Source organism: Actinomadura sp. NPDC048955, assembly GCF_040649435.1.
GTDB classification, from domain to species: Bacteria; Actinomycetota; Actinomycetes; order Streptosporangiales; family Streptosporangiaceae; genus Spirillospora; species Spirillospora luteofluorescens.
In genome coordinates this window covers 1-24,244 of sequence record NZ_JBEZJI010000076.1, presented here as the reverse complement: position 1 = coordinate 24,244, position 24,244 = coordinate 1, and the positions used below count along the sequence as shown (strand labels likewise).

Sequence of the window (24,244 nt, the reverse complement as noted above, 5' to 3'; positions counted from 1 at the left end):
ACAGAAGCCGTGCGCATCGACGGTGCGCAGAGCACCGAAGCCGTGATCGACAATGGCACGTTCGGCACCCGCACCATCCGCTTCGAGACCGGCCGGCTGGCCCGGCAGGCGGCCGGCTCCGCCGTCGCCTACCTCGACGACGAGACGATGGTGCTGTCGGCGACGACCGCGTCGAAGAAGCCCAAGGACAACCTGGACTTCTTCCCGCTGACCGTGGACGTCGAGGAGCGGATGTACGCCGCCGGGCGCATCCCCGGCTCGTTCTTCCGCCGCGAGGGGCGTCCGTCCGAGGACGCCATCCTGACCTGCCGGCTGATCGACCGGCCGCTGCGCCCGTCGTTCACCAAGGGCCTGCGCAACGAGATCCAGATCGTCGAGACGATCATGGCGCTGCACCCCGACCACCTGTACGACGTCGTGGCGATCAACGCCGCCTCGATGTCCACGCAGCTGGCGGGCCTGCCGTTCTCCGGCCCGATCGGCGGCGTCCGCGTCGCGCTGATCGACGGCCAGTGGGTCGGCTTCCCGACCCACCCCGAGCTGGAGCGCGCGACGTTCGACATGGTCGTGGCCGGCCGGGTGCTGCCCGACGGCGACGTCGCGATCATGATGGTGGAGGCGGAGTCCACCCGCGACACCATCAAGCTCGTCGGCGAGGGCGCGACCGCGCCGACCGAGGAGACCGTCGCCGAGGGCCTCGACGCCGCCAAGCCCTTCATCAAGGTGCTGTGCAAGGCGCAGAGCGACCTCGCGGCCGTCGCCGCGAAGGAGACCGCCGAGTACCCCGTCTTCCTGGACTACCAGGACGACGTGCTCGCCGCCGTCACCGACGCCGTCGGCCAGGACCTGGCGCAGGCGCTGACCATCGCCGGCAAGCAGGAGCGCGAGTCCCGGCTCGACGAGATCAAGGCGGCCGCCGCCGAGAAGCTCGCCGAGCAGTTCGAGGGGCGCGAGAAGGAGATCTCCGCCGCCTACCGCGCCCTCACCAAGAAGCTGGTCCGCGAGCGCGTGATCCGCGACGGGCTGCGCATGGACGGCCGCGGCCTGAAGGACATCCGCCAGCTGACCGCCGAGGCGCACGTCATCCCGCGCGTGCACGGCTCGGCGCTGTTCGAGCGCGGCGAGACGCAGATCCTCGGCGTGACGACGCTGAACATGCTCCGCATGGAGCAGACGATCGACACGCTGAACCCCGAGCGCACCAAGCGCTACATGCACAACTACAACTTCCCGCCGTACTCCACCGGCGAGACCGGCCGGGTCGGCTCACCGAAGCGCCGCGAGATCGGCCACGGCGCCCTCGCCGAGCGCGCCCTGATCCCGGTGCTGCCCTCGCGCGAGGAGTTCCCGTACGCGATCCGGCAGGTGTCGGAGGCTCTCGGCTCCAACGGCTCCACGTCGATGGGCTCGGTGTGCGCGTCCACCATGTCGCTGCTGGACGCGGGCGTCCCGCTCCGGCAGATGGTGGCGGGCATCGCGATGGGCCTGATCAACGAGGGCGACGAGTACGTCACGCTGACCGACATCCTCGGCGCCGAGGACGCCTTCGGCGACATGGACTTCAAGGTCGCCGGCACCCGTGACCTGATCACGGCCCTGCAACTGGACACCAAGCTCGACGGCATCCCGGCCTCGGTGCTGGCCGCCGCGCTGAAGCAGGCCAAGGGCGCCCGCCTGGCGATCCTGGACGTCATGCAGGAGGCCATCGAGGCGCCCGCCGAGATGAGCCCGAACGCGCCGCGGATCATCACGATCAAGGTCCCGGTCGACAAGATCGGCGAGGTCATCGGCCCCAAGGGCAAGATGATCAACTCGATCCAGGACGACACCGGCGCCGACATCACGATCGAGGACGACGGCACCATCTACGTCGGCGCCACCGACGGGCCGTCCGCCGAGGCCGCGCGGCAGGCGATCAACTCGATCGCCAACCCGCACATGCCGGAGGTCGGCGAGCGGTTCCTCGGCACCGTCGTCAAGACCACGACGTTCGGCGCGTTCGTGTCGCTGCTGCCCGGCAAGGACGGCCTGCTGCACGTCTCGCAGATCCGCAAGCTGCACGGCGGCGCCCGGATCGAGAACGTCGAGGACGTCATGGGCGTCGGCGAGAAGATCCAGGTCGAGGTCACCGAGATCGACCAGCGCGGCAAGCTGTCGCTGGTGCCGGTCGAGGTGGTCGAGCGCGAGTCCGCCGCGAAGGCCGAGGGGGACGGCGGCGGCGAGGCCGAGTCCGCGTCCGCGGACGCCGACGGCGACTCCGGCGAGCGGCGCGACGACGGCGACCGCCGCGGTGGTCCGCGGCGCCGCCGCACCCGCCGCGGGTCGGACGACTCAGGCCAGCGCAACTCCTGATCAAGCCCATGACCGGCCGGCCGGGTCCGCAGCGCTCCAGGCTGCGGACCGGCCGGCCGGTCGCTTTCCCCCGACCGAATGTGAGCGACACGTGACCCTGCCGGCGAGGGCGCAGGAGCCCGGCACCACCACCACGATCCACACCGACGGCGCCGGCGCGGTCCGCCGCACCGTCCTGCCCGGCGGGCTGCGGATCATCACCGAGACGATGCCGACCGTGCGCTCCGCGGCGTTCGGCATCTGGGCGGCGGTCGGCTCCCGTGACGAGGCCCCCGCCGACGCCGGCGCCAGCCACTACCTGGAGCACGTGCTGTTCAAGGGCACCCGGCGGCGGTCGGCGCTGGAGATCTCCGCGGCGGTCGACGCGGTCGGCGGCGACCTCAACGCGTTCACCGCCAAGGAGTACACCTGCTACTACGCGCGGGTCCTGGACTCCGACCTGCCCCTCGCGGTGGACGTGGTCTCCGACATGGTGGCGGGGTCGGTGAACCGGCCCGAGGACGTCGAGGCCGAGCGCGGCGTGATCCTCGAAGAGATCCACATGCGCGACGACGACCCGGGCGACCTGATCCACGACGAGTTCTCCACGGCGCTGTACGGCGACACCCCGCTCGGGCGTCCCATCCTCGGCACCGAGGAGTCGATCAACGCGCTGTCCCGGGACCGGATCCACGGCTACTACCGGGAGCACTACGTCCCGTCCAACCTGGTGGTGTCGGTGGCGGGCAACATCGACCACGACGAGGTGGTCCGGCTGGTGTCGGAGGCGTTCGCCGAGCACCTGCACGGCGACGCCGCGCCCGCCGCGCCGCGGCTGGACGGCGTGCCCGTCCCCCTGGACCCGCGCAGCGTGGTGATCGACAAGGACACCGAGCAGGCGCACATCATCCTCGGCGGCGCCGGCACGTCCCGCACCGACGAGCGCCGGTTCGCGCTCGGCGTGCTGAACGCGGCGCTCGGCGGCGGCATGTCGTCCCGCCTCTTCCAGGAGATCCGCGAGAAGCGCGGCCTGGCGTACTCCGTCTACAGCTACACGGCCCAGTACGCCGACTCCGGCGTCTTCGGCGTCTACGCGGGCTGCCAGCCGGCCAAGGCCGAGGAGGTCCTGTCGATCTGCCAGGACGAGCTGGCCAAGGCCGCCGAGGGCCTGGACGACGAGGAACTGGAACGCGGCAAGGGCCAGCTGCGCGGCGCCATGGTCCTCGGCCTGGAGGACACCGGTTCCCGGATGAGCCGGATCGGCAAGAGCGAGCTGGTCTACGAGTCGCTGCTGCCCGTGGACGAGGTCCTGGCGCGCATCGAGGCCGTCACGCCCGACGACGTCCGCGCCATCGCCCGCGACGTGCTGGCGGGCCCGCAGGCCCTCACCGTGATCGGCCCGGTGGGGGACCGCCAGTTCGGAGCCTGAGGATCTACTGACTTGTTAAACGGACCAGGGTCCGCTAATCTCCGGAGGAGTAAGCGGACCTTGGTCCGTATTTTCGGGTGAGAGGACCCTCATGTCCCGTCTGCTGCACATCTCCGCATCCCCGCGAGGCGCCGCGTCCGAGTCGCTGGCCCTGGCCGGAGCGTTCCTGGACGCCTACCGCGAGACCCACGGCGACGCCGTCGACCACCTCGACCTGTGGGAGGCCGGCCTCCCCGTGTTCGGTCCCGCCGGGGCCAACGCCAAGATGACCGTGCTCGCGGGCGACGCGCCGTCCGGCGAGGAGGCCGCCGCGTGGAGGGCCGCCCGGGAGGTCTTCGAGCGCTACGACTCCTACGACCGCTACCTGTTCAGCGTCCCGATGTGGAACTCCAGCGTCCCCTACATCCTCAAGCAGTTCATCGACGTCGTCTCGCAGCCCGGCTGGGTGTTCCGCTTCGACCCCGAGAAGGGCTACCGCGGCCTGCTGGAGGGCAAGAAGGCGGCCGTCGTCTACACCAGCGCCGTCTACGGGGAGGGCCGCGGGCCCGCGTTCGGCCGCGACCACCAGGCCCCGTTCCTCGAAGGCTGGCTGCGCTGGACGGGGGTCACCGACATCAGCACCGCCGAGTTCCGCCCGAACCTCGCCACCGCCGACGCCGAGACCGGGCGCCGCTCCGCGCACGCCGAGGCGCGCGAGCTCGGCAAGCGCTTCTGACGATAGGCTCGGGGCGACGCCAACCAGGAGGAACACGTGACAAAGGTCGGGGTGCTGGGCGCGCAGGGCCGGATGGGCGCCGAGGTGTGCCGCGCCGTGGAGGGTGCCGACGACATGGAGCTGGTCGCCGCGGTCGACCAGGGCGACCCGCTCGACGCGCTGACCGCCGCCGAAGTCGTCGTCGACTTCACCCACCCCGGCGTCGTCATGGACAACCTCCGGTGGTGCGTCGAGCGCGGCCTGCACGCCGTCGTCGGCACCACCGGCTTCGACCCGTCCCGGCTCGACTCGGTCCGTTCCTGGCTGACCGAGGAGTCGTCCGGGAACGTGGTGATCGCCCCGAACTTCGGGATCGGCGCCGTGCTGATGATGCACTTCGCGCAGAAGGCGGCACCGTTCTTCGAGTCCGTCGAGATCGTCGAGACGCACCACCCGAACAAGGCGGACGCCCCGTCCGGCACCGCCTACCGCACCGCCGAACTGGTCGCCGCCGCCCGCGCCGAGGCGGGCGTCGCCCCGTCCCCGGACGCCACCACCTCCGGGGTCGAGGGCGCCCGCGGCGCCGACGTGGACGGCGTCCGCGTGCACGCCGTCCGCATGTCCGGCGCCGTCGCCCACCAGGAGGTGGTCCTCGGCGGACACGGCGAGCTGTTCACCATCCGGCACGACTCGATGAACCGCGAGTCGTTCATGCCCGGGGTCCTGCTGGCCGTCCGCAGGGTCCCCGAGCTCGACCGCCTCACGGTCGGCATCGAGGCGCTCCTCGGCCTGTGATGGACTTCGACGCCGAACCCTGGGACTACCTCGCCGCGTCCGAGGCGATCGACATCGAGCACCCGCTCGTCCAGGCGATCGCCTCGGAGCTGCGCACCGGCGACGACATCGCCTACGCTCAGGCGGCGTTCGACTACGTCCGCGACCGGATCCCGCACTCCATGGACACGGGCGACACCCGCGTCCCGTGGCGGGCCTCCGACGTCCTCGAACAGCGCACGGGCCTGTGCTTCGCCCAGTCCCACGCCTACGTCGCGCTGCTGCGCGCGGGCGGAATCCAGGCGGGCCTGTGCTACCAGCAGCGCCCCGGCTTCGTCCACGGCCTGGCCGCCGCCCTCGTCGACGACCTGTGGGTCCGCCTCGACCCCCGCGACCCCGGCGTGCGCTTCTCGGCGTCCGCCGACGCCCTGGCCTATCCGGACGACCCGATCCTCCCGACCGTCCACGCGGCCCCGCACCCCACGGTCCTCACCGCTCTGAAGGGCATGACGGCCCTCAGCGTCGCGGCCCTCCCCACCGCCCTGGGTCAGCCGGGGTAGACGAGGTCGAGGGCGGCGAGGCGGTCGGGGTCGGCGAGGATGTCGATCGCGGTGACCCTGTCGCCCACGACCGTGAAGGCCAGGACGGACTGCGGGCGCCCGCCCTCGAACCAGACGATGCCGGCGGTCCCGTTGACCAGGGCGTGCATGATCTGGCCCGGGGTCGTCCTGCGGAAACTGATGGCCTGCCCGGCGACGTTCTCGGCGCCGACGACCTGCGTCCAGCCGCCGGGGACGGCGCCGACGTCGGCGCGCAGCACCACGTCCGGGTCGAGGACGGCGACGAGGGCCTCGAAGTCGCCGCTGTTGGCCGCGGCGTTGAAGGCCTCGACGACCGCGCGCTGGCGGGCCGGGTCGCGTTCGGGGTCCGGGGCCGTCCCGCGCACCCGGCGGCGGGCGCGGCTGGCCAGCTGGCGGGCGGCGGCCGGGGACCGCCCCACGATGGGCGCGATGTCCTCGAACGGCACCCCGAACGTGTCGTGCAGGACGAACGCCAGCCGCTCGGCCGGGGTGAGGGACTGCAGGACCACCAGCAGCGCGAGCCCGACCGAGTCGGCCACCAGCGCCTCGTACTCGGGGTCGGAGGCGGAGGAGCTGACGACCGGGTCGGGCAGGCGCTCCTCCAGCGGGTCCTCGCGGCGGGACGTGCGCGAGCGCAGCATGTCCAGGCACACCCGTCCGACGACGGTCGTCAGCCAGCCGCCCAGGTTCTCGATGTCGCCCGCGTTGGAGCGGCTGAGCTTGAGCCAGGCCTCCTGGACGGCGTCGTCGGCCTCCGCGAGCGAGCCCAGCATCCGGTAGGCGACCGCCTTCAGATGCGTGCGGTGCCCCTCGAACCGCTCGGCCAGGAACTCGCGCTCGTCCATCACGTCCCCCTCTGTTCCCCTAAGTCACCACACTGACGGACGCCGCGAGCCGAATGTGACCGGGGTTGTGCGGGAACTGGGGCAGGCCTAGCGTTCGGCAGGTGGATGCGACTTTCGCGCGGGACATGTGGAAGGTCATAGAGCCGCTGCACGCGGTGACGTATTTCGCCGAGGAATGCCGGACGGCCAACAAGGACGTCGGTCTCAAGGGCTTCTGGATGGGCTACTTCGGGAGTCGCGGGGCCCCGCTCGGCCGGGTCTCCGCAGGGGCGATCGAGGCGACGTTCTTCGGCTTCCACCCGGCCCGCGTACGGCGGGCGATCCCGGACGCGTGGGACTTCGCGTCCCCCGAGAGCATCCTCGGCGCCCGGAGCGACGCGGCAGCGCGTGCCCTTCGCAGGGTCTTCCCCGGCATCGAGGACGTTGCGGCAGAGGCGGCGCCGCTCCTGCAAGAGGTCGTGACGGCGGCGGACGGCTCCGGCCGCCCCTTGTTCGCCGCCAACCGTGATCTGCCCGTTCCAGAGGACCCGGTGGAAGCGCTCTGGCAGGCGACCACGTCCTTGCGCGAGCACCGCGGGGACGGGCACGTCGCCCTTCTCGCCGCCGAGGGCCTGAGCGGCTTGGAAGCGAACGTCCTGGTGTCCGCCCTGGGTGTGGTGCCCCCAGAGCGTTTCCATGAAAGCCGCGGTTGGTCGCCCGGGGAGTGGGCGGAGGCAGCCGAAGCCCTCGCCCGACGCGGCCTTGTCGCCGAGACAGAGGCGACAGAAGCCGGACGCGCTCTGAAAGCGCGGATCGAGCAGCGTACCGACGAACTGGCGGCAGCCCCCTACACCGTCCTGGCCGACCCCCACGCGCTCTACGAGTCGCTCCTACCGGCCACCAGGGCCCTGGCGAACGAGATGCCGTTCCCCAACCCCATAGGCCTTCCCAGACCCGCCTAAGAGCGAGCAGACGCCCCTCAGCCCTGTCCACGCTGGCAGGGTGAAGGGGCGGGTCAGCGGTGGGATTTGGAGAGGTCCACCTCGCGGATGGTGCGGTCCACGCCGGCGGCGGCGTAGGCGGCGGACTCGTCGAGGGTCTCGGCCTCCAGGAGGGCGGCGGCGAGGGAGTCCAGCTTGTCGCGGTGGGTGCGGAGGGTCTCCAGGGCCTCGGCGTAGCACTCGTCGACGATCCGGCGGGCCTCCAGGTCGACGGCGTCCAGGGTGCCCTGGGCGGCGTACTGGCCCATCGGGTCCGATCCGTCCGCCGGGAGGATCGACATGGGGCCGATCTTCTGGGACATGCCCCAGCGGCCCACCATCCCGCGGGCGATCTTGGTGACCTGCTCCAGGTCGCTCTCCGAGCCGGTGGTGATCACGCCGAAGACGAGTTCCTCGGCGGCCATGCCGCCGAGCGCGCCGATGATGCGGCCGCGCAGGTAGCGCTCGTCGTAGGCGTAGCGGTCGTCGTCGGGGGTGGAGACGGTGACGCCGAGCGCGCGGCCGTGCGGCACGATCGTGATCTTGCGGACGGGATCGGCGCCCGGCTGGAGCATGCCGAGCAGGCCGTGCCCGGACTCGTGGTAGGACGTGCGGCGGCGCTCCTCGAACGGCATGACCAGGGACCGCCGGGTGCCGAGCTGCACCTTCTCCAGGGCGGTCTGGAAGTCGTCCATGTCCACGGCGTCCTTCTCGCGCTTGACGGCGAGCAGGGCGGCCTCGTTGACCAGGTTCGCGAGCTCGGCGCCGGTCATGCCGGGCGTCATCCTCGCGACCGAGAGGATGTCGGCGTCGGCGGCGAGGGGGACGTCGCGGGTGTGGACGCCGAGGATCGCGACGCGCCCGTCCAGGTCGGGCGGGGACACCGCGACCTGCCGGTCGAACCGGCCGGGGCGCATCAGGGCCGGGTCCAGGATGTCGGGACGGTTCGTCGCGGCGATGACGACGACGCCCTCCGAGCCGGAGAAGCCGTCCATCTCGGTGAGGATCTGGTTGAGGGTCTGCTCGCGCTCGTCGTGGCCGCCCATGCTGGCGCCGCCGCCGCGCGCCCGCCCGATGGTGTCGATCTCGTCGATGAAGATGATCGAGGGGGCGGTCTTGCGGGCCTCGGTGAACAGCTCGCGGACGCGGGCGGCGCCGACGCCGACGACCATCTCGATGAACTCCGACGCGGCCGCGGAGTAGAACGGGACGTCGGCCTCGCCCGCGACGGCGCGGGCGAGCAGCGTCTTGCCGGTGCCGGGCGCGCCGGTCAGCAGCACGCCGCGGGGGACGCGGGCGCCCATCCGGCGGTACTTGCCGGGGTCCTTGAGGAAGTCGACGATCTCGCTGAGCTCCGCCTCGACCTCGTCGATGCCGGCGACGTCGGCGAACGTGGCGCGCTTGTCGTCCGCGGCCACGGGCTTGGGGGAGCGGTTGAAGCCGCCCATGAGGCCGCCCCCGCCGGACATGCGGCGCTGCAGCCACACCATCACGCCGATCCACAGCCCGACGAACAGCAGGGTCGGCAGCAGCGACAGCAGCAGGTTGGCGAGCAGGCCGCGGTCCTCGTTGACCGGCTTGGCCTCGACCTCGACGCCCTTGGCCACCATCTCGGTGTAGATCTTGTCGTCGGCGAACGCGGGGCGCAGCGTCTCGAACGAGGAGTAGGTCTTCTCCGCGTGCCCCGGGACCGGCCGCTTGCTCTTCAGCTGGCCCTGGATCTGGTAGCCCTTGGTGTAGACGTCCTTCACGTTCCCGGCGGCGACCTGCTGGGTGAACGCCGTGTAGGGGACCGTCACCCGCTCCTTCTGGCCGGTGAGGTGCATGGAGACGTAGCTCAGCCCGAAGACGGCCAGCAGCAGCGCCCAGAAGACCGCGTTGTTCCGGTTCGGCTTCCAGCCGCCCGCGCGCAGGCCGCGCGGCCGCCTCTCCCGCCGGTCGGGGACGCCTTCGGCGCGCCAGGGCTGGTCGGGGTCGCTGCGGGGCGGCACGGACTGGCGCCGGCCCGGCTCGGCCGTGCCGGAGCGCTGCGCGCCGGCGTGCGGCGGCGTCCCGTTCGGTGTCCCGTCGGGCTGTGGCGCGGGTCGCTGGTCCGGCACGTGTCGCATCTCCCCGTACAACGCGCCCCGGAGGCCGGGGCGATCAGGTGTTCCCGAGCCCTGGGGGGCTCCGGGAAGGTAAACGGAACTTGGCTCTCATCCGTTCCCCGAGGGTCACTGGGGAGCGGACGGTGTGACGAAGCCGTACTTGTTGAACAGCCGCTGAGCGTCGGGTGTGACCAGCCACGCCACGAACGCGTTCGCGGCGTCCTCGTGGCCGCTGTCGCGGACAACCGCGGCGGGGAAGGACGCGGTGACGTTCTGGGCCGCCGGGATGGGCACGCTGCTCGCCGCGATCCCGGCCGAGTTCAGGTCGGTGACGAAGACGACGCCCGCGTCGGCCTCGCCTGCGCGGACCCGGTCCAGGACGGCCCGCGCGCCGATCTCCTCGCTGCTCCACCGGACGGTCACGCCCGCCTTGGCGAGGACCTGGCGGGTGTAGCGGCCGACCGGGACCGTGCCGGCGCCGACGACCACCCGCAGGCCCGGCCGCGCCAGGTCTCGCAGGTCCCGGATCCGGCGGGGGTTGCCCGGCCCGACCGCGATCGTGAGGGTGTCGCGGGCGATGACGCGGCGGCGCCCGCCCAGGTACTCGGCGGCCTCGTCCATGCTGGGGCCGTCGGCCGTCACCAGGACGTCGGCGGGTTCGTGCTCGGCGACGCGGTCGGCGATCTCCGGCGTCCCGCCGAACGCGAAGCGCAGCCTGACGTCCGGGTTCTGCTGGTGGTAGGCCTCACCGATCTCGCCGAGCACCTCCGTCATCGAGGAGGTCGCGAGGACGGTGAGCGTCACCGGCCCGGAGGGGGCGCCGCAGCCCGCGCCGAGAGCGGGCAGGACGAGCGCCGCGAGCAGCGCGGACGCGCGAAGGCGCCGCCGATGGGGGGAATCGGGCATTTGTCTCATCCTAGGGTTGGGGGGTTCGGAGTCCCTGGATTCGGCCCTGGCGTGTCAGAGGCTCGCACTAGTGTTCCGGGCAACTGGAGATCACGTTTCTCGGAGGCCCGACGATGTCCCTCGACCTGATGGAACTGCTGCCCGGCGACTGGCGGGAGCGGCTCGACCCGCTGCTCGACCCGATCGGCACCGCCGCGCTGGGCGCGTTCGTCGCGGGGGAGTACGACGCGCAGACCGTCTACCCGCCGCGCGAAGATCTTTTCAACGCGTTCCGGCACTGCCCGTTCGACGGCGCCCGCGTCCTGATCCTCGGCCAGGACCCCTACCACGGCCCCGGCCAGGCGCACGGGTTGAGCTTCAGCGTGCGCGAGGGCGTCCGGCTTCCGCCGTCGCTGCGCAACATCTACAAGGAGCTGGCGGCCGATCTCGACGTCCCCGCGCCGGTGTCCGGCGACCTGACCCGCTGGGCCGACCAGGGCGTCCTGCTGCTGAACGCGGTGCTGACCGTCCGGGGCGGCGAGGCGGGCTCGCACGCGGGCAAGGGCTGGGAGGACTTCACCGACGGCGCGATCCGCGCGCTGAACGACAAGAGCGAGCGCGTCGTGTTCGTTCTTTGGGGCGCCTACGCCCGCAAGAAGGCCCGCCTGGTCACCGGTCCCCAGCACACCGTGATCGAGTCGGCGCACCCGAGCCCGCTCAGCGCGAAGAAGTTCTTCGGGACGCGCCCGTTCAGCGCCGTCAACAAGGCCCTAGTCGACGCCGGCCGCGCCGAGATCGACTGGGCCTAGTAGTCCCCGTCTCAAAAAGCCCTCGGCCACGCGCGAACGCGTGACCTGCCCGGTGCAGCGAAGCCGAAGGCGAGCGGAACCGGGCAGATCGCGAAGCGATGCCGCGTTCGCCCAGGCACGGTCACGTAGCGAGCCGCCAGGCGAGCGAAGTGGGCCAGGACTGTTGAAACACAGCCGCAAGGCGAGCGAAGTGGGCCGGGACTTTGAAACACAGCCGGTCGCCTCACCCCCGCGGGGGAGCGGTGGGGCCGCTCTCCCTCCGCGGCGGGAGGCGCGGGGCGGGCGGCCCGGTGGATCGTCGGTCCATGACCGTTTCAGTTCACCGGCCCGCCGTGACGACGCGCGCCGCCCGCGGCGGCCCCGGGCGCGCCCGCCTGGCCGTCTGCGCGGCGACGATCGCCGCGTGCGTCCCCTACCTCACCATCAAGATCGCGTGGCTCGCGGGCAGCACGGTCGGCTGGAACGACCCCGCCGCGGCCGAGGGCTCCGCGCTGTACGTGGGCAACGCGATCACCCTGGGCATGGACGCGGCGGCCGTGCTGGTGGCGGCGGCGTTCACCTTCCGCTGGGGCCGCCGGATCCCGGCATGGCTGGTGCTGGCGCCGATCTGGGTCGCGGTGGGCCTGCTCACGCCCATCGTCCTCGCCGTCCCGCTCGGGACGCTCCTGCAGACGCTCTTCTCGTCCGAGCCGCTCACGGGCGACGGCAACGCGCTCCAGGGCTGGGTGTACGGGGTCGTCTACGCGGGCTTCACCGTGCAGGGCATCGGGCTGCTGACGGCGTTCGTCCTGTACGCGCGCGACCGGTGGCCGCGGACGTTCGAGATCCGCACCAGGAGCGTCCCCAAGGGCCCGACCCATGCGCTCCAGGTGCTCCTGGCGCGCGGTGCGGCGGTCCCGGCCGCGGCGTTCGCCGCCGCGCAGCTCTACTGGGCGTTCGGAGGGACGGCGGGCCTCCACGGCCGCGAGGCCGCCGACCGGAACCTGGCCCAGCAGCTGGCCGACGGTGTGGAGGGCCTGCTGGCGGTCGCCGCCGCGGCCGCGCTCGTGCTGATCGTCCGGCGCGCGGCGCGCCCGGGCAGGTTCGCGGTGCCGCTCGCCGTCGCCTGGGCCGGGTCCGGCACCATGTTCGCGGCGTCCCTCTACGGGCTGCTCGTGGTGCTCGGCCGGCCGGGCTTCCTGGCGCCGGACGCCGCGTCCGCCACGGGCCTGGTCGCCCTCGCCGGGGTGCTCGCCGGGCTCGTCACCGGCCTGACGGGCGCGGTCCTGCTGGCCGAGAGCCGGAGCGCTCTGGCCGAGGGTCAGAGCGCCAGGCCGACGGCCAGCAGCACGCCGTAGGCGATCTGAAGCCGGCCGGTCTCGCCGAGCACCGGGATCAGGGCGGGGCCGGTCGCGCCGTTCAGCACCTTCTGCGTCGGCGGCAGCGACAGCGGCGCCGCGAGCAGCGCGAGCAGCGCCCACGGGTGCGGGGCCGCCAGGGCCAGGGCGAACATGAACGGCAGCGCGGTGCACGCCGCGTACAGGATCCGGGTCCAGCGGTCGCCCAGCAGGACGGCGAGGGTCCGCTTGCCCGACTCCCGGTCGGTGGGGATGTCGCGCAGGTTGTTGGCGACGAGCATCCCGCACGCCAGCAGCCCGATCGGGACCGCCGCCGCCCACGCCTCCCACGGCAGCGCCTCGATCTGGACGTAGGTCGTCCCGACGACGGCGACGAGGCCGAAGAAGACGAACACCGAGACCTCGCCCAGCGCGCGGTACCCGTACGGCGTCTTGCCGCCCGTGTAGAACCAGGCGGCGAGGATCGCGAACGCGCCGACGAGCAGCAGCCACCACGTCGTCACGGCGGCCAGGACGAGCCCGGCCACGGCGGCGACGAGGAAGCAGCCGAGCGCGGCGGCCAGCACCTGCTTGGGCGGGGCGGCCTTCGATCCGACGAGCCGCAGCGGGCCGACGCGGTCCTCGTCGGTGCCGCGGATGCCGTCGCTGTAGTCGTTGGAGTAGTTCACCCCGATCTGCAGCACGAGGGCGACGACGGCGGCGAGGACGCCGCGCCACCAGACGGGGTCGCCCTCGCCCACGGCGACGCCGGTGCCGACGACGACGGGAACGAGGGACGCGGGCAGGGTGCGGGGCCGGGATCCGGCGACCCATTGGGAGAGCGTGGCCACAGTTACCGCTTGTTCTCGTGGGACGACAGGGGGACTAGCGCTTCGATTCTTCCCGATGAAGATCAGTGCTCGGGCGCAGGCGCAGCGCGGGCCCGAGTCCGAGGGCGAGGATCGCCGCGGTGGTCAGGGCCGCGTTCCTGGTCGCGACGGCGAGGCTGGCGTCCGCGGCGTGCGCCTCGGCGGCCAGCCCGGGCGTGTCGTGCAGATCACGTCCGGAGGTCCCGGCGCTGTGCCGCAGGTCGTGGGCGAGGGCCGCCCGGCGCTCCGGGCTCAGCGCCGAGCCCGCCAGCCGGTCGGTCATCGCGTGCCCGAGGCTCGTCGCGAACACCGTCCCGATCGCGGCGATGCCGAGGGCCGCGCCGACCTGCCGGGCCGTCGACTGGGTTCCGGACGCCTGGCCCGACTGCTCGGGCGGGACGTCCGCGAGCGAGACGTTCGCCAACTGCGCCGACGTCAGCCCGAGGCCCAGCCCGTACAGCAGCATCCACGGCGCGAGACCGAGCCCGCCTGTGGTCGCCGAGACGGTGAGCGCCAGCCCAAGGACCGCGGCGACCTCCAGCACCAGGCCGATCTGCACGATCCGGTGGGGGCCGCGCCTGTCGGCGAGCCTGCCCGCGCATCCGCCGGACACGAACGCTCCGACGGCCAGCGGCAGGATCGCCAGGCTGATCTGCAGCGGGTTCGTGCCGTGCACGCCCAGCAGGAACAGCGGCAGGACGAACAGCAGCCCGAGCTCGCCGACGTTGATCAGCGCGGAGGTCAGGTTGCCGCGCCGGAAGTTGGGGACGCGGAACAGCGCGAGGTCGAGCATCACGGGCCGTCCCGCCGCCGCCCGGGACCGCTCGACCACGACCAGCGCCGCGATCAGCACGGCGCCGAGCGCCAGGACCGCGGGGACGGGGGACAGGGCGGTCTCCGGCCAGCGGAACGCGCCGGCGGTGAACGGGCGCGTCGCGGCCCACCAGCCGTACGTCTGCCCCTCGATGATCCCCCAGACGAGCGCGCCGAGGCCGAGGGCGGCCAGCGCGCCGCCCGCCCAGTCGATCTCGCGCCGCACGCCGCCCGGTGCGGGGGCGCGCGTCTCGGGCATGTACCGCAGGGCTCCGGCGATCAGGACGGCGCCGAGCGGCAGGTTGACCCCGAACGCCCACCGCCAGCCGCCGCCGGTGGCCAGGGCTCCGCCCGCGAGCGGCCCGAGCGCCGCCATGCCGCTGATCATCGAGCCCCAGACGCCGAAGGCGACGGCGCGGTCCCGCCCGGTGAACACCGCGTTCACCGTGGACAGCGTCGCCGGCATGAGCATCGAGGCGCCGACGCCCTGCAGCGCCCGCGCGCCGATCAGGGCCGCGCCGCCGGGGGCCAGCGCGGCGGCGAGGCTCGCCGCCGCGAACACCGAGACCCCGAGCACGAACATCCGGCGGCGCCCGACCAGGTCGCCCGCCCGCCCGAACGGGATGAGCAGCGCGGCGAACACCAGCGAGTACACCGAGGTCGCCCACTCCGCGCCCGATGTCGACAGGCCCAGGTCGGAGACGATCCGGGGCAGCAGCACGCCCACGATGGTGGCGTCCACCACGACCAGCGAGACGCCGAGGCTCATCACGACCAGGCCCAGCCGGCGATGCCGGCCGGAGGGCGCCGGTGCGGAGGCACGGGGCGGCGTCAGGAAAGCGGACTCGGGCACGACCTCCAAGATATGGCCGGATCGCCCGTGCGCCTCACCGACCCCTCGCTAGGAGCCGGTCTCGTCCGGCGCGGCGCTGATGTCGGTGTGCAGCCGGACCTGCCGGACGGGCTCGCCCATGTCGAGCGTCCGGGCCGTCCCGTCGGGCGCCCACCCGGCCGAGCCGAGGAACGACCGCGTCACCTCGTCGCCTTCGAACACCCAGGAGACCAGGGTGGTGAAGCCGTCGTCGCGGAGCAGGTCCACGGTGGCGGCGAGCAGCCGGCTGCCGTGCCCGGCGCGCGTGTGCAGGGGGTCGACCAGCAGGGTGATCAGTTCGGCGGTGCCGGACGGGTCGAGGTCGGGGTCCTCGGCCGGGGCGTGCGCGGCGAAGCCCACGACGAGGTCGGACGCCACCGCGACCAGCAGCCGGTGCCGCGGGCTCGGCGGCGCGGTCGCCGCCTCCGCCCACTTGTCGCGCCACACCTCCACCGCGGCGTCACCGGTCACCTGGCTCAGGACGTCCGCCGGCAGCAGGTCGCGGTACCCGTGCCGCCAGGCCCGCACCTGGATGCCGGCGACGGCGGCCGCGTCCGCGCGCCGCGCGGGCCGCACCCCCACATCCGCCATGCCGTGCTCACGTCCTCTCGCCGGGATACCGGCCCACCCTAGCGAGGGCCGGCTACGCGGGGGCGCGCCGCCGTGCCCGGTAGGCGCGGGTCTTGGCGCGGTTGCCGCAGACCTTCATCGAGCACCAGGAGCGCGAGCGGTTCTTGGAGGTGTCCAGGAACGCCCAGCGGCAGGTGTCGACCTGGCAGGTCTTCAGGCGCGGCCAGGTGCCGGCGGCGACCGAGTCCATGACGGCGGCGGCGATCCGGGCCAGGCCGGCGGCGGTGGCGCCCGGCGGGTCGAGCGGGACGAGCGCGGGACGCGGACCGGTCAGGGTGACGCGCAGCGGCAGGGCGGCCAGCACGTCCTCCAGATCGTCTGGGATGTCGGCCTCCTGGGACCCGTGGTGGGCTTCCATGGCCTCGCGGAGCCCTTCGCGCAGGGCGACGGCGGTGCGGACGTCGGCGTCGACGGCCGCGGCCCCGGAGGGGACGAGCCCGCGACCGGCGAGCCATCCGGCGAGTCCGGCGGGCGTGGCGATCTCGTCGCTCGCGGACTCGACGTCGAGCGTGTTGACGAAGTCCGCCAGGAGCAGGGCCGGGTCGACCGCGGCCGCCGGGTCCTCGCCCGTGCCGGTGCCGGTCATCGCGCCCTCCTGCTCGTCCATGGGGAACTCTACCAAGTGTCAACACCGGCATAAAGCGTTCACTGGTTGCGTGACCCATGACACCGGCATTACGGTTTAGGTGGTGTCAACGATCGGGAGGACGACCATGAACGAGCTGCCGTACTTCGCGGTGCTCGCGCAGCGCCATGCCTGGGCCGAACGCGAGTACGCCCGCCTGCACGCCGACATCGTCGAGGCGAGGCTCACCGCTCGTGCGCGGGCCCAGGAGCGCTCCGCCCGGAAACGGGCCTGGGTCCGCGACCGGGTCGGCGGGCTGGTGCGGCCCACGCCTCCCGCCCCGTACTGCGCCCGCGCCGCGGCGCGCCCCGCCCGCCCGGCGGGGGTCGTGCGATGAACCCCAAGGTGGGCAACCTCGTCATCGACTGTGCCGACCTGGGTGCCATGGCGGCCTTCTGGGGCGGCCTGCTCGGCATGAAGACGACGGCGCGCAGCGACGACTGGCTCGACCTGGAGCCGCTCGGGGCGGGCGGGCCGATCCTGTCGTTCCAGCGCGTCCCCGAGGGCAAGAAGATCAAGAACCGGCTGCACCTGGACCTGGACGTCCCGGACATCCGCCCCGCCGGCGAGCGGGCGGAGCGCCTCGGCGCGACCCCGGCCGCCGGGCCCATGGGGAACCCGGCGCATCCGTTCCAGGTCTGGCGCGACCCCGAGGGCAACGAGTTCTGCTTCTGCACCGCCCCATGACCGCGGGACGGCCCTGAGACCGCAGAACCGAGCCCTAAGACCGCAGAACCGAGGCGAGGCGGCGCACGCCCTCGGCCAGCTCCGCCTCCGACGCCGCCGTCCCGTAGCTGATCCGCAGGTGGGGGGCGGGGGCCTCGGCGGGGAAGAACGGCCGTCCCGCGCTGACCAGGACGCCCGCGCGCAGCGCGGCCTCGGCCAGCGCGGAGTCGTCCACGCCGTCCGGCAGCCGGACCCACAGGTGGAAACCGCCCGCCGGACGGTTCGGCCGCAGCTCCGGCAGGTCGCAGGCGAGCGCCGTGAGGAGCGCGTCCCGGCGCGAGCGCAGGGCGGCCCGGACGGTCCGCAGGTGGCGGGGCCACCCCGGCGAGCTGACCATTTCCAGCAGCGTCTCCTGCAGCGGCCTGGCGGGGAAGAACTCCTCGACGAGCTGCGTCGCGCGGATCCGCTCGGCGACCGGCCCCCGGGCGACCACCGCGGCCACCCGCATGCTGGGCGCGGTCGCCTTGGTGATGGAGGCGACGTGCACGACCCGGCCGTCGGCGTCCTGCGCGATCAGCGGCGGCGGGGGCGCGTCGATGCCGAGGTGCCGGGCGACGTCGTCCTCCACGACGAACGCGCCCGCCGCGCGCGCGACGTCCAGCACCCGCTCGCGCCGCTCGGGCCCCAGCACCGTGCCGGTCGGGTTGTGGAAGGCGGGCTGGGTGTAGAACACGCGCGCCCCGCTGATCGCGAACGCCTCGGCGAGCAGGTCGGGACGGACGCCGTCCGCGTCCACCGGGACGGGCACCGGATGCAGCCCGCTCGCCCGCGCCACCGCCAGGGCGCCCAGGTACGTCGGCGACTCGACCAGCACCGGGGCGCCGGGTGGGAGCAGGGCCCGCAGCACGGTCGTCAGCGCCTGCTGGCCGCCGTTCGTGATCAGCACGTCGGCGGGGGAGACGCCGCCGCCGATCGTGCGGGCGAACCAGGCGCGCAGTTCGGGCACGCCGCCGAGCCGCGGCATCTCCCACGCGTCCGGGCGCCGGGCCGCCCGCGCCGCCGCCGTCGCGAGCGACCGAACCGGCTGGAGCGACGGGTGCAGGTAGCCGCCGCTGAGCGGGACCACGCCGTCCGGCGCCGGGGTGAGCAGCCACGAGATCCCTGACGGGTCCACCGACCGGTCGCCGAGCGTCACCGCCTGCCAGCCGAAGTCGGCGGGTTCCGCGGCGGCCCGGGCCCGCGGCGCGGCGAACGCCCCGCTGCCCGGGCGCGTCACCACCAGGCCCTCGGCGGCCAGCAGTCCGAGCGCCCGCGACACGGTGACCGGGCTGACCCGGTGCCGCTCGACCAGCGCGCGGCTCGACGGGAGGCGCTCGCCGGGGCTCATCCGGCGGACCTCCGCGCGCAGCCTGCCGGCCAGCGTCGCCACACTGCTATCGTCTTTCATGAGGACAAAAGATAGCGCTACTGCCCCCCGGCGGATAGCGGCCACCACCTCCCGGGCGGGCCTGGGGCTCGCGGCACTCGGTGTCCTGACCTTCTCGTTCACCATCCCGACCACGGTCTTCGGGCTCGAAGGGCTCGACCCGTACGTGATCGGCATCGGCCGCTCCGCCGCGGCGAGCATTCTCGCCGCCGTCGCACTGCTATCGGTGCGAGCGCGCCCGCCGCGCCGCGGGCAGTGGGCGAGCCTCGCGGTCGTCGTCGCCGGAGTGGTCTTCGGCTTCCCGCTGTTCTCCACGCTCGCGCTCGACCACGGCGCCTCCTCCGCCCATTCGGCCGTCGTCGTCGGGCTGCTGCCCGCCGCCACCGCCGTCCTCGGGGTCCTGCGCGCGGGGGAGCGGCCCTCCCGCGCCTTCTGGCTCGCGAGCGCGGCCGGTGCGGCCTGCGTCACCGCCTTCGCCCTCGTCCGCGGTGCGGGCCACGTGACGCCCGCCGACCTGCTGCTGTTCACCGCCCTGCTCACCTGCGCGGCCGGCTATGCCGAGGGTGCGCGCCTGGCCCGCGACATGCCGGGCTGGCGCGTCATCTCCTGGGCGCTCGTCCTGGCGGCCCCCGTCACGGTCCCGGTCACCGGGTGGCTGCTGGCCACGACCCACCCCGTCTGGACGACCCACGCCGTGCTCGGCTTCGGCTACGTGTCCGTCTTCTCCGCCTACCTCGGCTTCTTCGCCTGGTACGAGGGCCTGGCGCGGGCCGGGATCGCCCGCGCCAGCCAGGTCCAGCTCACCCAGCCCATGCTCACGCTGCTCTGGTCGGGCGTCCTCCTCGGCGAACGGATCGACGCCACGACCGCGCTGGCCGCCGTGGCCGTGCTGGTCTGTGTGGCCGTCACCCAGCGCGCCCGCATCCGGCGCACCCTGCCCGACGTCGCGCAGGTCCGGGCGGTCGGCGTGCCCGCCGGGCGTGCGCGACGCGGTGGGATCAGTCCTTGACGATCTGGGCCAGGAGCGTGATGACCGCCACTCCGACCCCGATCGGGATCGCCAGATCCGGTGCGGCGGCGGCGAGCGCGGCGGCGCCGATCGCCACGAGGACGATCACGAGGGCCCGCGTGCTGATCAGGGGGCGGGGCTCACCCTGCCTCGGTGGGACTCGCATGCCGGTTGACCTCCATCCGTGTGGACGGTAAGGACCGGGCGGCTCCCCATCGAGACCAACGGGCCGACACCACGAGCCGCCTCGTGCATACAAGGTTCCCCGCTTGTCAACCGCCGCCGCGCGCGGCGCGCGATCACGTCCCAACCATGATCGTTTTATGGACGGATCGTGGGACGCGGCTGGGGCGCCCCTGAACGGCACGCGCCTGGCGTCCGGCTCTTCCGACATGATTGCGTGATGCGCGTTCTGGGGCGGTTCGGTCGGATTCTGGGATGGGCGGCGGCGTACGTGCTCGGCCTCGCCGCGCTGGTGCTCGCCGGGGCCTGGGTGTGGTGGCAACCCGAACCTCAGGCGCGCGGAACCGAGGCCAACGCGCTCTGGGCGCGCCACCAGTGGGTGGGGGAGCCCCACAGCGACGCCGAGTACCGGGCGCTCGGAGAGCTGCTGAAAGAGAACCGCATCACCGACGTCTTCTTCCACGCGGGGCCGTTCGAGGCGGACGGCACCGTGCCCGAGGCCAAGTACCGCTACGCGCGGCAGCTCCTCGCCGCCGTGCACGAGTACGCGCCCGGCGTCCGCGCTCAGGCGTACCTGGGGCAGATCCGGGTGGTGGACGGCAAGGGCGTCATCGACCTGGACGACCCGGCCGTGCGGGCGAGGGTGCTCAGGACGGACGCGGCCTTCCTCGACCTGGGGTTCGACGGCATCCACTACGACTTCGAGCCGATCTACCCCGACGACCGCGCCTTCCTCGCGCTCATGGACGCCACCCGCGAGCTGACCCGGTCGAAGGGGAAACTGGTGTCGGTGGCGCTGGAGCAGCAGACCCTCCTGGACGCGGGCCAGCCGGTCTACAAGGCGCTCCTGCCGCGCACGGGGAGGTTCCACTATCCGCCGCGCCCCACCCAGGACTTCCTGCGCGCCGTCGCCGACCGCGCCGACCAGGTCGCGATCATGACCTACGACGTGTCGCTGCCCACGCGCTCCCTCGCCGGCTGGCACTTCGCCCGGCACACCCGCACGACGCTGGAGCTCATCGGCGACCGCACGACGGTCTTCATGGGCGTCCCCACCTACCGGCCCCTCATGGACTGGGCGGAGGACCTGCCCGGCGCACTGCGCGGCGTCCGGCGCGGAGTCGAGGATCTCAAGCGGCCGCCCAGGCGGCCGTACGGCGTCGGCGTGTACGCGGACTGGACGACGAGCCCGGCCGAATGGTCACGTTATCGCGCCACCTGGCTACCCCGAGCGACAGGAAGTTTTGGCGGCTGAGAAACCCCTGCCGCGACGTTCCGAAACTCGCGTTTCCCCAGGTAAAAAGGGGTGGATACCCGCACAATCCTGGGGGTAGTGGAGGGTGCGGAAGGTCAAGCCTCTACAGGCGGATGGCAAGGGAAGTGGGGACGGCCGATGGGCACTCAGCAGTCCGCGCGGCACGACGCCGACCGTATCGGCGAACTGGCGGCCGAGTTCGCCGACTGGCGGATCGGCCGGGGCGGTTCCGGGCAATGGTGGGCCGTCCGGGGGAACGACCTCGTGCGCACGCACGACGTCGAGGAGCTCCGCGTCCGCCTCCAGGAGATGACCGCAGGGTCACGTTATCCAACCGAGTCCGGGACGTGGCCGGACTGACCCCGTAACGCGGCATTTGCGTGCCACGATGACGGTTGTGGGAGCCGCCGCCACGCGTACCCCCGAGCGTGTGGCGGCGGCTTCCTCCCGATTTATCCCGTTCCGCTTCGACCTGCGGGTCCAAGTGGAACGGCCGGAACGGTACCGTTCGTTGCATGGCACCCAGCACATCCACTGGCGCTCCGTTCGGACGGATGCTGACCGCCATGGTCACCCCGTTCCTGCCGGACGGCGGCGTCGACTACGACGGCGCCGCGCGCCTCGCGACCCATCTGGTCGACGAGCGGCGCCACGACGGCCTGGTCGTCAACGGGACGACAGGCGAGTCGCCCACGACGAGCGACGAAGAGAAGAGCAAACTCCTGCGGGCGGTCATCGAGGCGGTCGGCGACCGCGCCGTGATCGTCGCCGGTGCCGGTACGAACCACACCGAGCACAGCCTGAAACTCGCGCGGCAGGCCGAGGCCGCGGGCGCGCACGGCCTGCTCGTGGTCACGCCGTACTACAACAAGCCTCCGCAGGAGGGCCTCGTCCGCCACTTCACGGCGGTGGCCGACGCGACGGCGCTGCCCAACATGCTGTACGACATCCCGGGGCGCGCCGGGGTGCCGATCCAGAACGACACGCTCCTGAAGCTCGCCGAGCACCCGCGGATCGTCGCCGTCAAGGACGCCAAGGCCGACCTTTTCGGCGCGTCCATCGTGATGGCCGAGACCGACCTCGTCTGGTACTCCGGCGACGACAACCTCAACCTCCCTTGGCTGTCGGTCGGGGCGGCGGGGTTCGTCAGCGTGGTCGGCCATGTGGTCGGAGTCGAGCTCCATGAGATGATCGACGCATACCGCGCCGGCGAGCACGGGCGGGCGCTGGAGATCCACCGGCGCCTGCTGCCCGTGGTCGCCGCCATCATGACCCGTACGCAGGGCGCCATCGCCGTCAAGGCAGCGCTGAACCTGCTCGGCCTCCCCGGAGGCGGCCCGCTCCGCGCGCCGCTGGTGGAGGCCTCGCCGGAGTTCGCGGCGCGCCTGCGCGAAGACCTCACGATAGGGGGAGTCAAAGTGCCTGAGGTCGTCATCCCGGAGGTCGCCCGGTGAGCCATCCTCACCCGGAGCTTTCGGAACCGCCCGCGCCGCCCAAGGGGGGACTGCGGATCGTCGCGCTCGGCGGGCTGGGGGAGATCGGCCGCAACATGACGGTGTTCGAGTACGGCGGACGCCTGCTCATCGTCGACTGCGGCGTGCTCTTCCCCGAGACCGAGCAGCCCGGCGTCGACCTGATACTGCCCGACTTCGAGTACATCAGGGAACGGCTGGACGACATCGAGGCCGTGATCGTCACGCACGGCCACGAGGACCACATCGGCGCCGTCCCGTACCTGCTGCGCGAGCGCCGCGACATCCCGCTGGTCGGCTCGCGGCTGTCGCTGGCGCTGCTGGAGGCCAAGCTCACCGAGCACCGCATCAAACCGGTGACCGACGTGGTCGTGGAGGGGGAGCGCCGCACCTTCGGGCCGTTCGACTGCGAGTTCCTCGCCGTCAACCACTCGATCCCCGACGCGCTCGCCGTCGCCGTCCGCACGCCCGCCGGGCTCGTCCTGCACACCGGCGACTTCAAGATGGACCAGCTCCCGCTGGACGGCCGGCTCACCGACCTGCCCGGGTTCGCGCGGCTCGGCGCCGAGGGCATCGACCTGCTGATGTCGGACTCGACGAACGCCGAGGTGCCCGGCTTCGTCACCAGCGAGCGCAACATCGGGCCGGTCGTGGACGAGGTGTTCCGCACCGCGCAGGGGCGGCTCATCGTCGCCTGCTTCGCCTCGCACATCCACCGCGTCCAGCAGGTCCTGGACGCCGCCGTCGCCAACGGCCGCAAGGTCTGCTTCGTCGGGCGCTCCATGGTCCGCAACATGGGCGTCGCGCGCGAGCTCGGGTACCTGAACGTCCCCGACGACATCATGGTCGAGCAGAAGGTCATCGACGACATCCCCGGCGACCGGCTCGTGCTGGTGTGCACCGGGTCGCAGGGCGAGCCGATGTCGGCGCTGTCGCGGATGGCCAACCGCGACCACTCGATCCGCATCACCGACCGCGACACCGTGATGCTGGCGTCGTCGCTGATCCCGGGCAACGAGAACGCGGTCAACCGCGTCATCAACGGCCTCACCCGGTGGGGCGCCCGCATCGTCCACAAGGGCAACGCGCTCGTGCACGTGTCCGGGCACGCCTCGGCCGGCGAGCTGCTGTACGTGCTCAACGTGACCAAGCCGGCGAACTTCATGCCCATCCACGGCGAGTGGCGGCACCTGCGCGCGCACGCGAAGCTCGCCGCGCTCACCGGCGTGCCCGAGGACGGCATCGTCATCGCCGAGGACGGCGTCGTCGTCGACCTCGTGGACGGCCAGGCCAAGATCGTCGGTGCGGTGCCCGCCGGGTACGTGTACGTGGACGGCCTGTCGGTCGGCGAGGTCACCGAGACCTCCCTGAAGGACCGGCGCATCCTCGGCGAGGAGGGGTTCGTCTCCATCGTCATCGGCCTCGACTCCACCTCGGGCAAGCTCGTCGCCGGGCCCGAGGTGCACGCCCGCGGCGCCGGCATCGTCAACGAGGACTTCGACGAGGTCATCGCCCGGATCGAGGGCGTGCTGCGGGACGCCGCCGGCGACGGCGTGAACGACGTGCACCAGCTCAGCCAGCTGATCCGGCGCACCGTCGGCAAGTGGGTCAGCGAGAACTACCGCCGCCGACCGATGATCATCCCGGTGGTCGTCGAGGTGTAGCGCCCGTCGGGGGGGGGGGGGCGGGGGGCGGGGGGGCGCCCCCGAGGGGTT

Annotated in this window: 24 protein-coding genes; 15 read left to right on the top strand and 9 right to left on the bottom strand. The window is 72.9% G+C overall.

Annotation, left to right across the window (positions count from 1 at the left end):
* Window positions 1–15 precede the first annotated feature (15 nt).
* The 5 genes from AB0C84_RS40605 to AB0C84_RS40585 all read left to right on the top strand — a co-directional run bounded on the left by AB0C84_RS40605 (window position 16) and on the right by AB0C84_RS40585 (window position 5,788).
* Window positions 16–2,352: a polyribonucleotide nucleotidyltransferase gene (locus tag AB0C84_RS40605; RefSeq protein ID WP_361076826.1), complete on the top strand. Its 2,337-nt coding sequence runs from the start codon at window positions 16–18 to the stop codon at window positions 2,350–2,352.
* Between the two features lie 91 nt (window positions 2,353–2,443).
* A complete protein-coding gene (locus AB0C84_RS40600; RefSeq protein WP_361076798.1) occupies window positions 2,444–3,760 on the top strand; it encodes a pitrilysin family protein in 1,317 nt (438 codons plus the stop codon).
* A gap of 91 nt (window positions 3,761–3,851) precedes the next feature.
* Window positions 3,852–4,475 carry an NAD(P)H-dependent oxidoreductase gene (locus AB0C84_RS40595; protein ID WP_258938628.1) on the top strand — a complete coding sequence of 208 codons (624 nt, stop codon included), beginning with the start codon at window positions 3,852–3,854 and terminating at the stop codon, window positions 4,473–4,475.
* Between the two features lie 36 nt (window positions 4,476–4,511).
* Complete coding sequence (dapB, locus tag AB0C84_RS40590; RefSeq protein ID WP_179843225.1) at window positions 4,512–5,249, top strand: 4-hydroxy-tetrahydrodipicolinate reductase; 738 nt, start codon at window positions 4,512–4,514, stop codon at window positions 5,247–5,249.
* The gene (locus AB0C84_RS40585) at window positions 5,249–5,788 is read left to right on the top strand and encodes a transglutaminase family protein (RefSeq protein WP_361076794.1); all 540 of its coding nucleotides are present in this window, start codon (window positions 5,249–5,251) and stop codon (window positions 5,786–5,788) included. Before dapB ends, AB0C84_RS40585 begins: the two co-directional genes overlap by 1 nt.
* On the opposite strand, the gene sigJ is transcribed toward AB0C84_RS40585, so the two are convergent.
* A complete protein-coding gene (gene sigJ / locus AB0C84_RS40580) occupies window positions 5,776–6,654 on the bottom strand; it encodes an RNA polymerase sigma factor SigJ (protein WP_361076792.1) in 879 nt (292 codons plus the stop codon). The genes AB0C84_RS40585 and sigJ overlap by 13 nt on opposite strands.
* Window positions 6,655–6,755: 101 nt before the next feature.
* Here sigJ and AB0C84_RS40575 point away from each other — a divergent pair, with 101 nt between their 5' ends.
* Window positions 6,756–7,595, top strand: coding sequence for a hypothetical protein (locus tag AB0C84_RS40575; protein WP_361076789.1), 840 nt, complete (start codon window positions 6,756–6,758; stop codon window positions 7,593–7,595).
* A 53-nt stretch (window positions 7,596–7,648) separates the two neighbouring features.
* Here AB0C84_RS40575 and ftsH read toward each other — a convergent pair whose 3' ends face one another.
* Both ftsH and modA read right to left on the bottom strand, forming a co-directional pair.
* On the bottom strand, window positions 7,649–9,712 hold the full coding sequence (gene ftsH, locus AB0C84_RS40570; RefSeq protein ID WP_361076786.1) for an ATP-dependent zinc metalloprotease FtsH: 2,064 nt from the start codon (window positions 9,710–9,712) through the stop codon (window positions 7,649–7,651).
* A 114-nt stretch (window positions 9,713–9,826) separates the two neighbouring features.
* A complete protein-coding gene (modA, locus tag AB0C84_RS40565) occupies window positions 9,827–10,606 on the bottom strand; it encodes a molybdate ABC transporter substrate-binding protein (RefSeq protein ID WP_361076783.1) in 780 nt (259 codons plus the stop codon).
* Window positions 10,607–10,719: 113 nt separating this feature from the next.
* Here modA and AB0C84_RS40560 point away from each other — a divergent pair, with 113 nt between their 5' ends.
* Both AB0C84_RS40560 and AB0C84_RS40555 read left to right on the top strand, forming a co-directional pair.
* Entirely contained in the window at window positions 10,720–11,394 is a 675-nt protein-coding gene (locus AB0C84_RS40560) for a uracil-DNA glycosylase (RefSeq protein WP_361076781.1), read from the top strand.
* Between the two features lie 305 nt (window positions 11,395–11,699).
* Entirely contained in the window at window positions 11,700–12,731 is a 1,032-nt protein-coding gene (locus AB0C84_RS40555; protein ID WP_361076779.1) for a hypothetical protein, read from the top strand.
* On the opposite strand, the gene AB0C84_RS40550 is transcribed toward AB0C84_RS40555, so the two are convergent.
* The 4 genes from AB0C84_RS40550 to AB0C84_RS40535 are packed head-to-tail and all read right to left on the bottom strand — an operon-like array spanning window position 12,695 to window position 16,500.
* Entirely contained in the window at window positions 12,695–13,561 is an 867-nt protein-coding gene (locus tag AB0C84_RS40550; protein ID WP_361076776.1) for a 1,4-dihydroxy-2-naphthoate polyprenyltransferase, read from the bottom strand. The two genes, AB0C84_RS40555 and AB0C84_RS40550, sit on opposite strands and share 37 nt — an antisense overlap.
* A gap of 34 nt (window positions 13,562–13,595) precedes the next feature.
* Window positions 13,596–15,245, bottom strand: a complete 1,650-nt coding sequence (locus AB0C84_RS40545) for an MFS transporter (protein ID WP_361076773.1) — start codon at window positions 15,243–15,245, stop codon at window positions 13,596–13,598.
* A gap of 48 nt (window positions 15,246–15,293) precedes the next feature.
* Window positions 15,294–15,854 (bottom strand): GNAT family N-acetyltransferase, encoded by a 561-nt coding sequence (locus tag AB0C84_RS40540; RefSeq protein WP_338741663.1) that lies wholly within the window; start codon window positions 15,852–15,854, stop codon window positions 15,294–15,296.
* Between the two features lie 52 nt (window positions 15,855–15,906).
* Window positions 15,907–16,500 carry a CGNR zinc finger domain-containing protein gene (locus AB0C84_RS40535; protein WP_361076770.1) on the bottom strand — a complete coding sequence of 198 codons (594 nt, stop codon included), beginning with the start codon at window positions 16,498–16,500 and terminating at the stop codon, window positions 15,907–15,909.
* 106 nt (window positions 16,501–16,606) lie between these two features.
* Between AB0C84_RS40535 and AB0C84_RS40530 the strand changes: the two genes are divergently transcribed.
* Both AB0C84_RS40530 and AB0C84_RS40525 read left to right on the top strand, forming a co-directional pair.
* On the top strand, window positions 16,607–16,855 hold the full coding sequence (locus AB0C84_RS40530) for a hypothetical protein (RefSeq protein WP_338741669.1): 249 nt from the start codon (window positions 16,607–16,609) through the stop codon (window positions 16,853–16,855).
* On the top strand, window positions 16,852–17,205 hold the full coding sequence (locus tag AB0C84_RS40525) for a VOC family protein (RefSeq protein WP_258938639.1): 354 nt from the start codon (window positions 16,852–16,854) through the stop codon (window positions 17,203–17,205). The genes AB0C84_RS40530 and AB0C84_RS40525 overlap by 4 nt, the downstream gene beginning before the upstream one ends.
* Window positions 17,206–17,239: 34 nt before the next feature.
* Here AB0C84_RS40525 and AB0C84_RS40520 read toward each other — a convergent pair whose 3' ends face one another.
* The gene (locus AB0C84_RS40520; RefSeq protein ID WP_361076767.1) at window positions 17,240–18,631 is read right to left on the bottom strand and encodes a PLP-dependent aminotransferase family protein; all 1,392 of its coding nucleotides are present in this window, start codon (window positions 18,629–18,631) and stop codon (window positions 17,240–17,242) included.
* Between AB0C84_RS40520 and AB0C84_RS40515 the strand changes: the two genes are divergently transcribed.
* Window positions 18,630–19,619: a DMT family transporter gene (locus AB0C84_RS40515; RefSeq protein WP_361076764.1), complete on the top strand. Its 990-nt coding sequence runs from the start codon at window positions 18,630–18,632 to the stop codon at window positions 19,617–19,619. The two genes, AB0C84_RS40520 and AB0C84_RS40515, sit on opposite strands and share 2 nt — an antisense overlap.
* Here AB0C84_RS40515 and AB0C84_RS40510 read toward each other — a convergent pair.
* Window positions 19,609–19,785 (bottom strand): hypothetical protein, encoded by a 177-nt coding sequence (locus AB0C84_RS40510; protein WP_179278875.1) that lies wholly within the window; start codon window positions 19,783–19,785, stop codon window positions 19,609–19,611. The genes AB0C84_RS40515 and AB0C84_RS40510 overlap by 11 nt on opposite strands.
* 237 nt (window positions 19,786–20,022) lie before the next feature.
* Between AB0C84_RS40510 and AB0C84_RS40505 the strand changes: the two genes are divergently transcribed.
* The 4 genes from AB0C84_RS40505 to AB0C84_RS40490 all read left to right on the top strand — a co-directional run bounded on the left by AB0C84_RS40505 (window position 20,023) and on the right by AB0C84_RS40490 (window position 24,193).
* Entirely contained in the window at window positions 20,023–21,057 is a 1,035-nt protein-coding gene (locus AB0C84_RS40505; RefSeq protein ID WP_361076761.1) for a hypothetical protein, read from the top strand.
* Window positions 21,058–21,195: 138 nt separating this feature from the next.
* A complete protein-coding gene (locus AB0C84_RS40500; RefSeq protein ID WP_179843212.1) occupies window positions 21,196–21,417 on the top strand; it encodes a hypothetical protein in 222 nt (73 codons plus the stop codon).
* A gap of 155 nt (window positions 21,418–21,572) precedes the next feature.
* On the top strand, window positions 21,573–22,511 hold the full coding sequence (dapA, locus tag AB0C84_RS40495; RefSeq protein ID WP_258938644.1) for a 4-hydroxy-tetrahydrodipicolinate synthase: 939 nt from the start codon (window positions 21,573–21,575) through the stop codon (window positions 22,509–22,511).
* Window positions 22,508–24,193 (top strand): ribonuclease J, encoded by a 1,686-nt coding sequence (locus tag AB0C84_RS40490; RefSeq protein WP_361076757.1) that lies wholly within the window; start codon window positions 22,508–22,510, stop codon window positions 24,191–24,193. Before dapA ends, AB0C84_RS40490 begins: the two co-directional genes overlap by 4 nt.
* Window positions 24,194–24,244 lie beyond the last annotated feature (51 nt).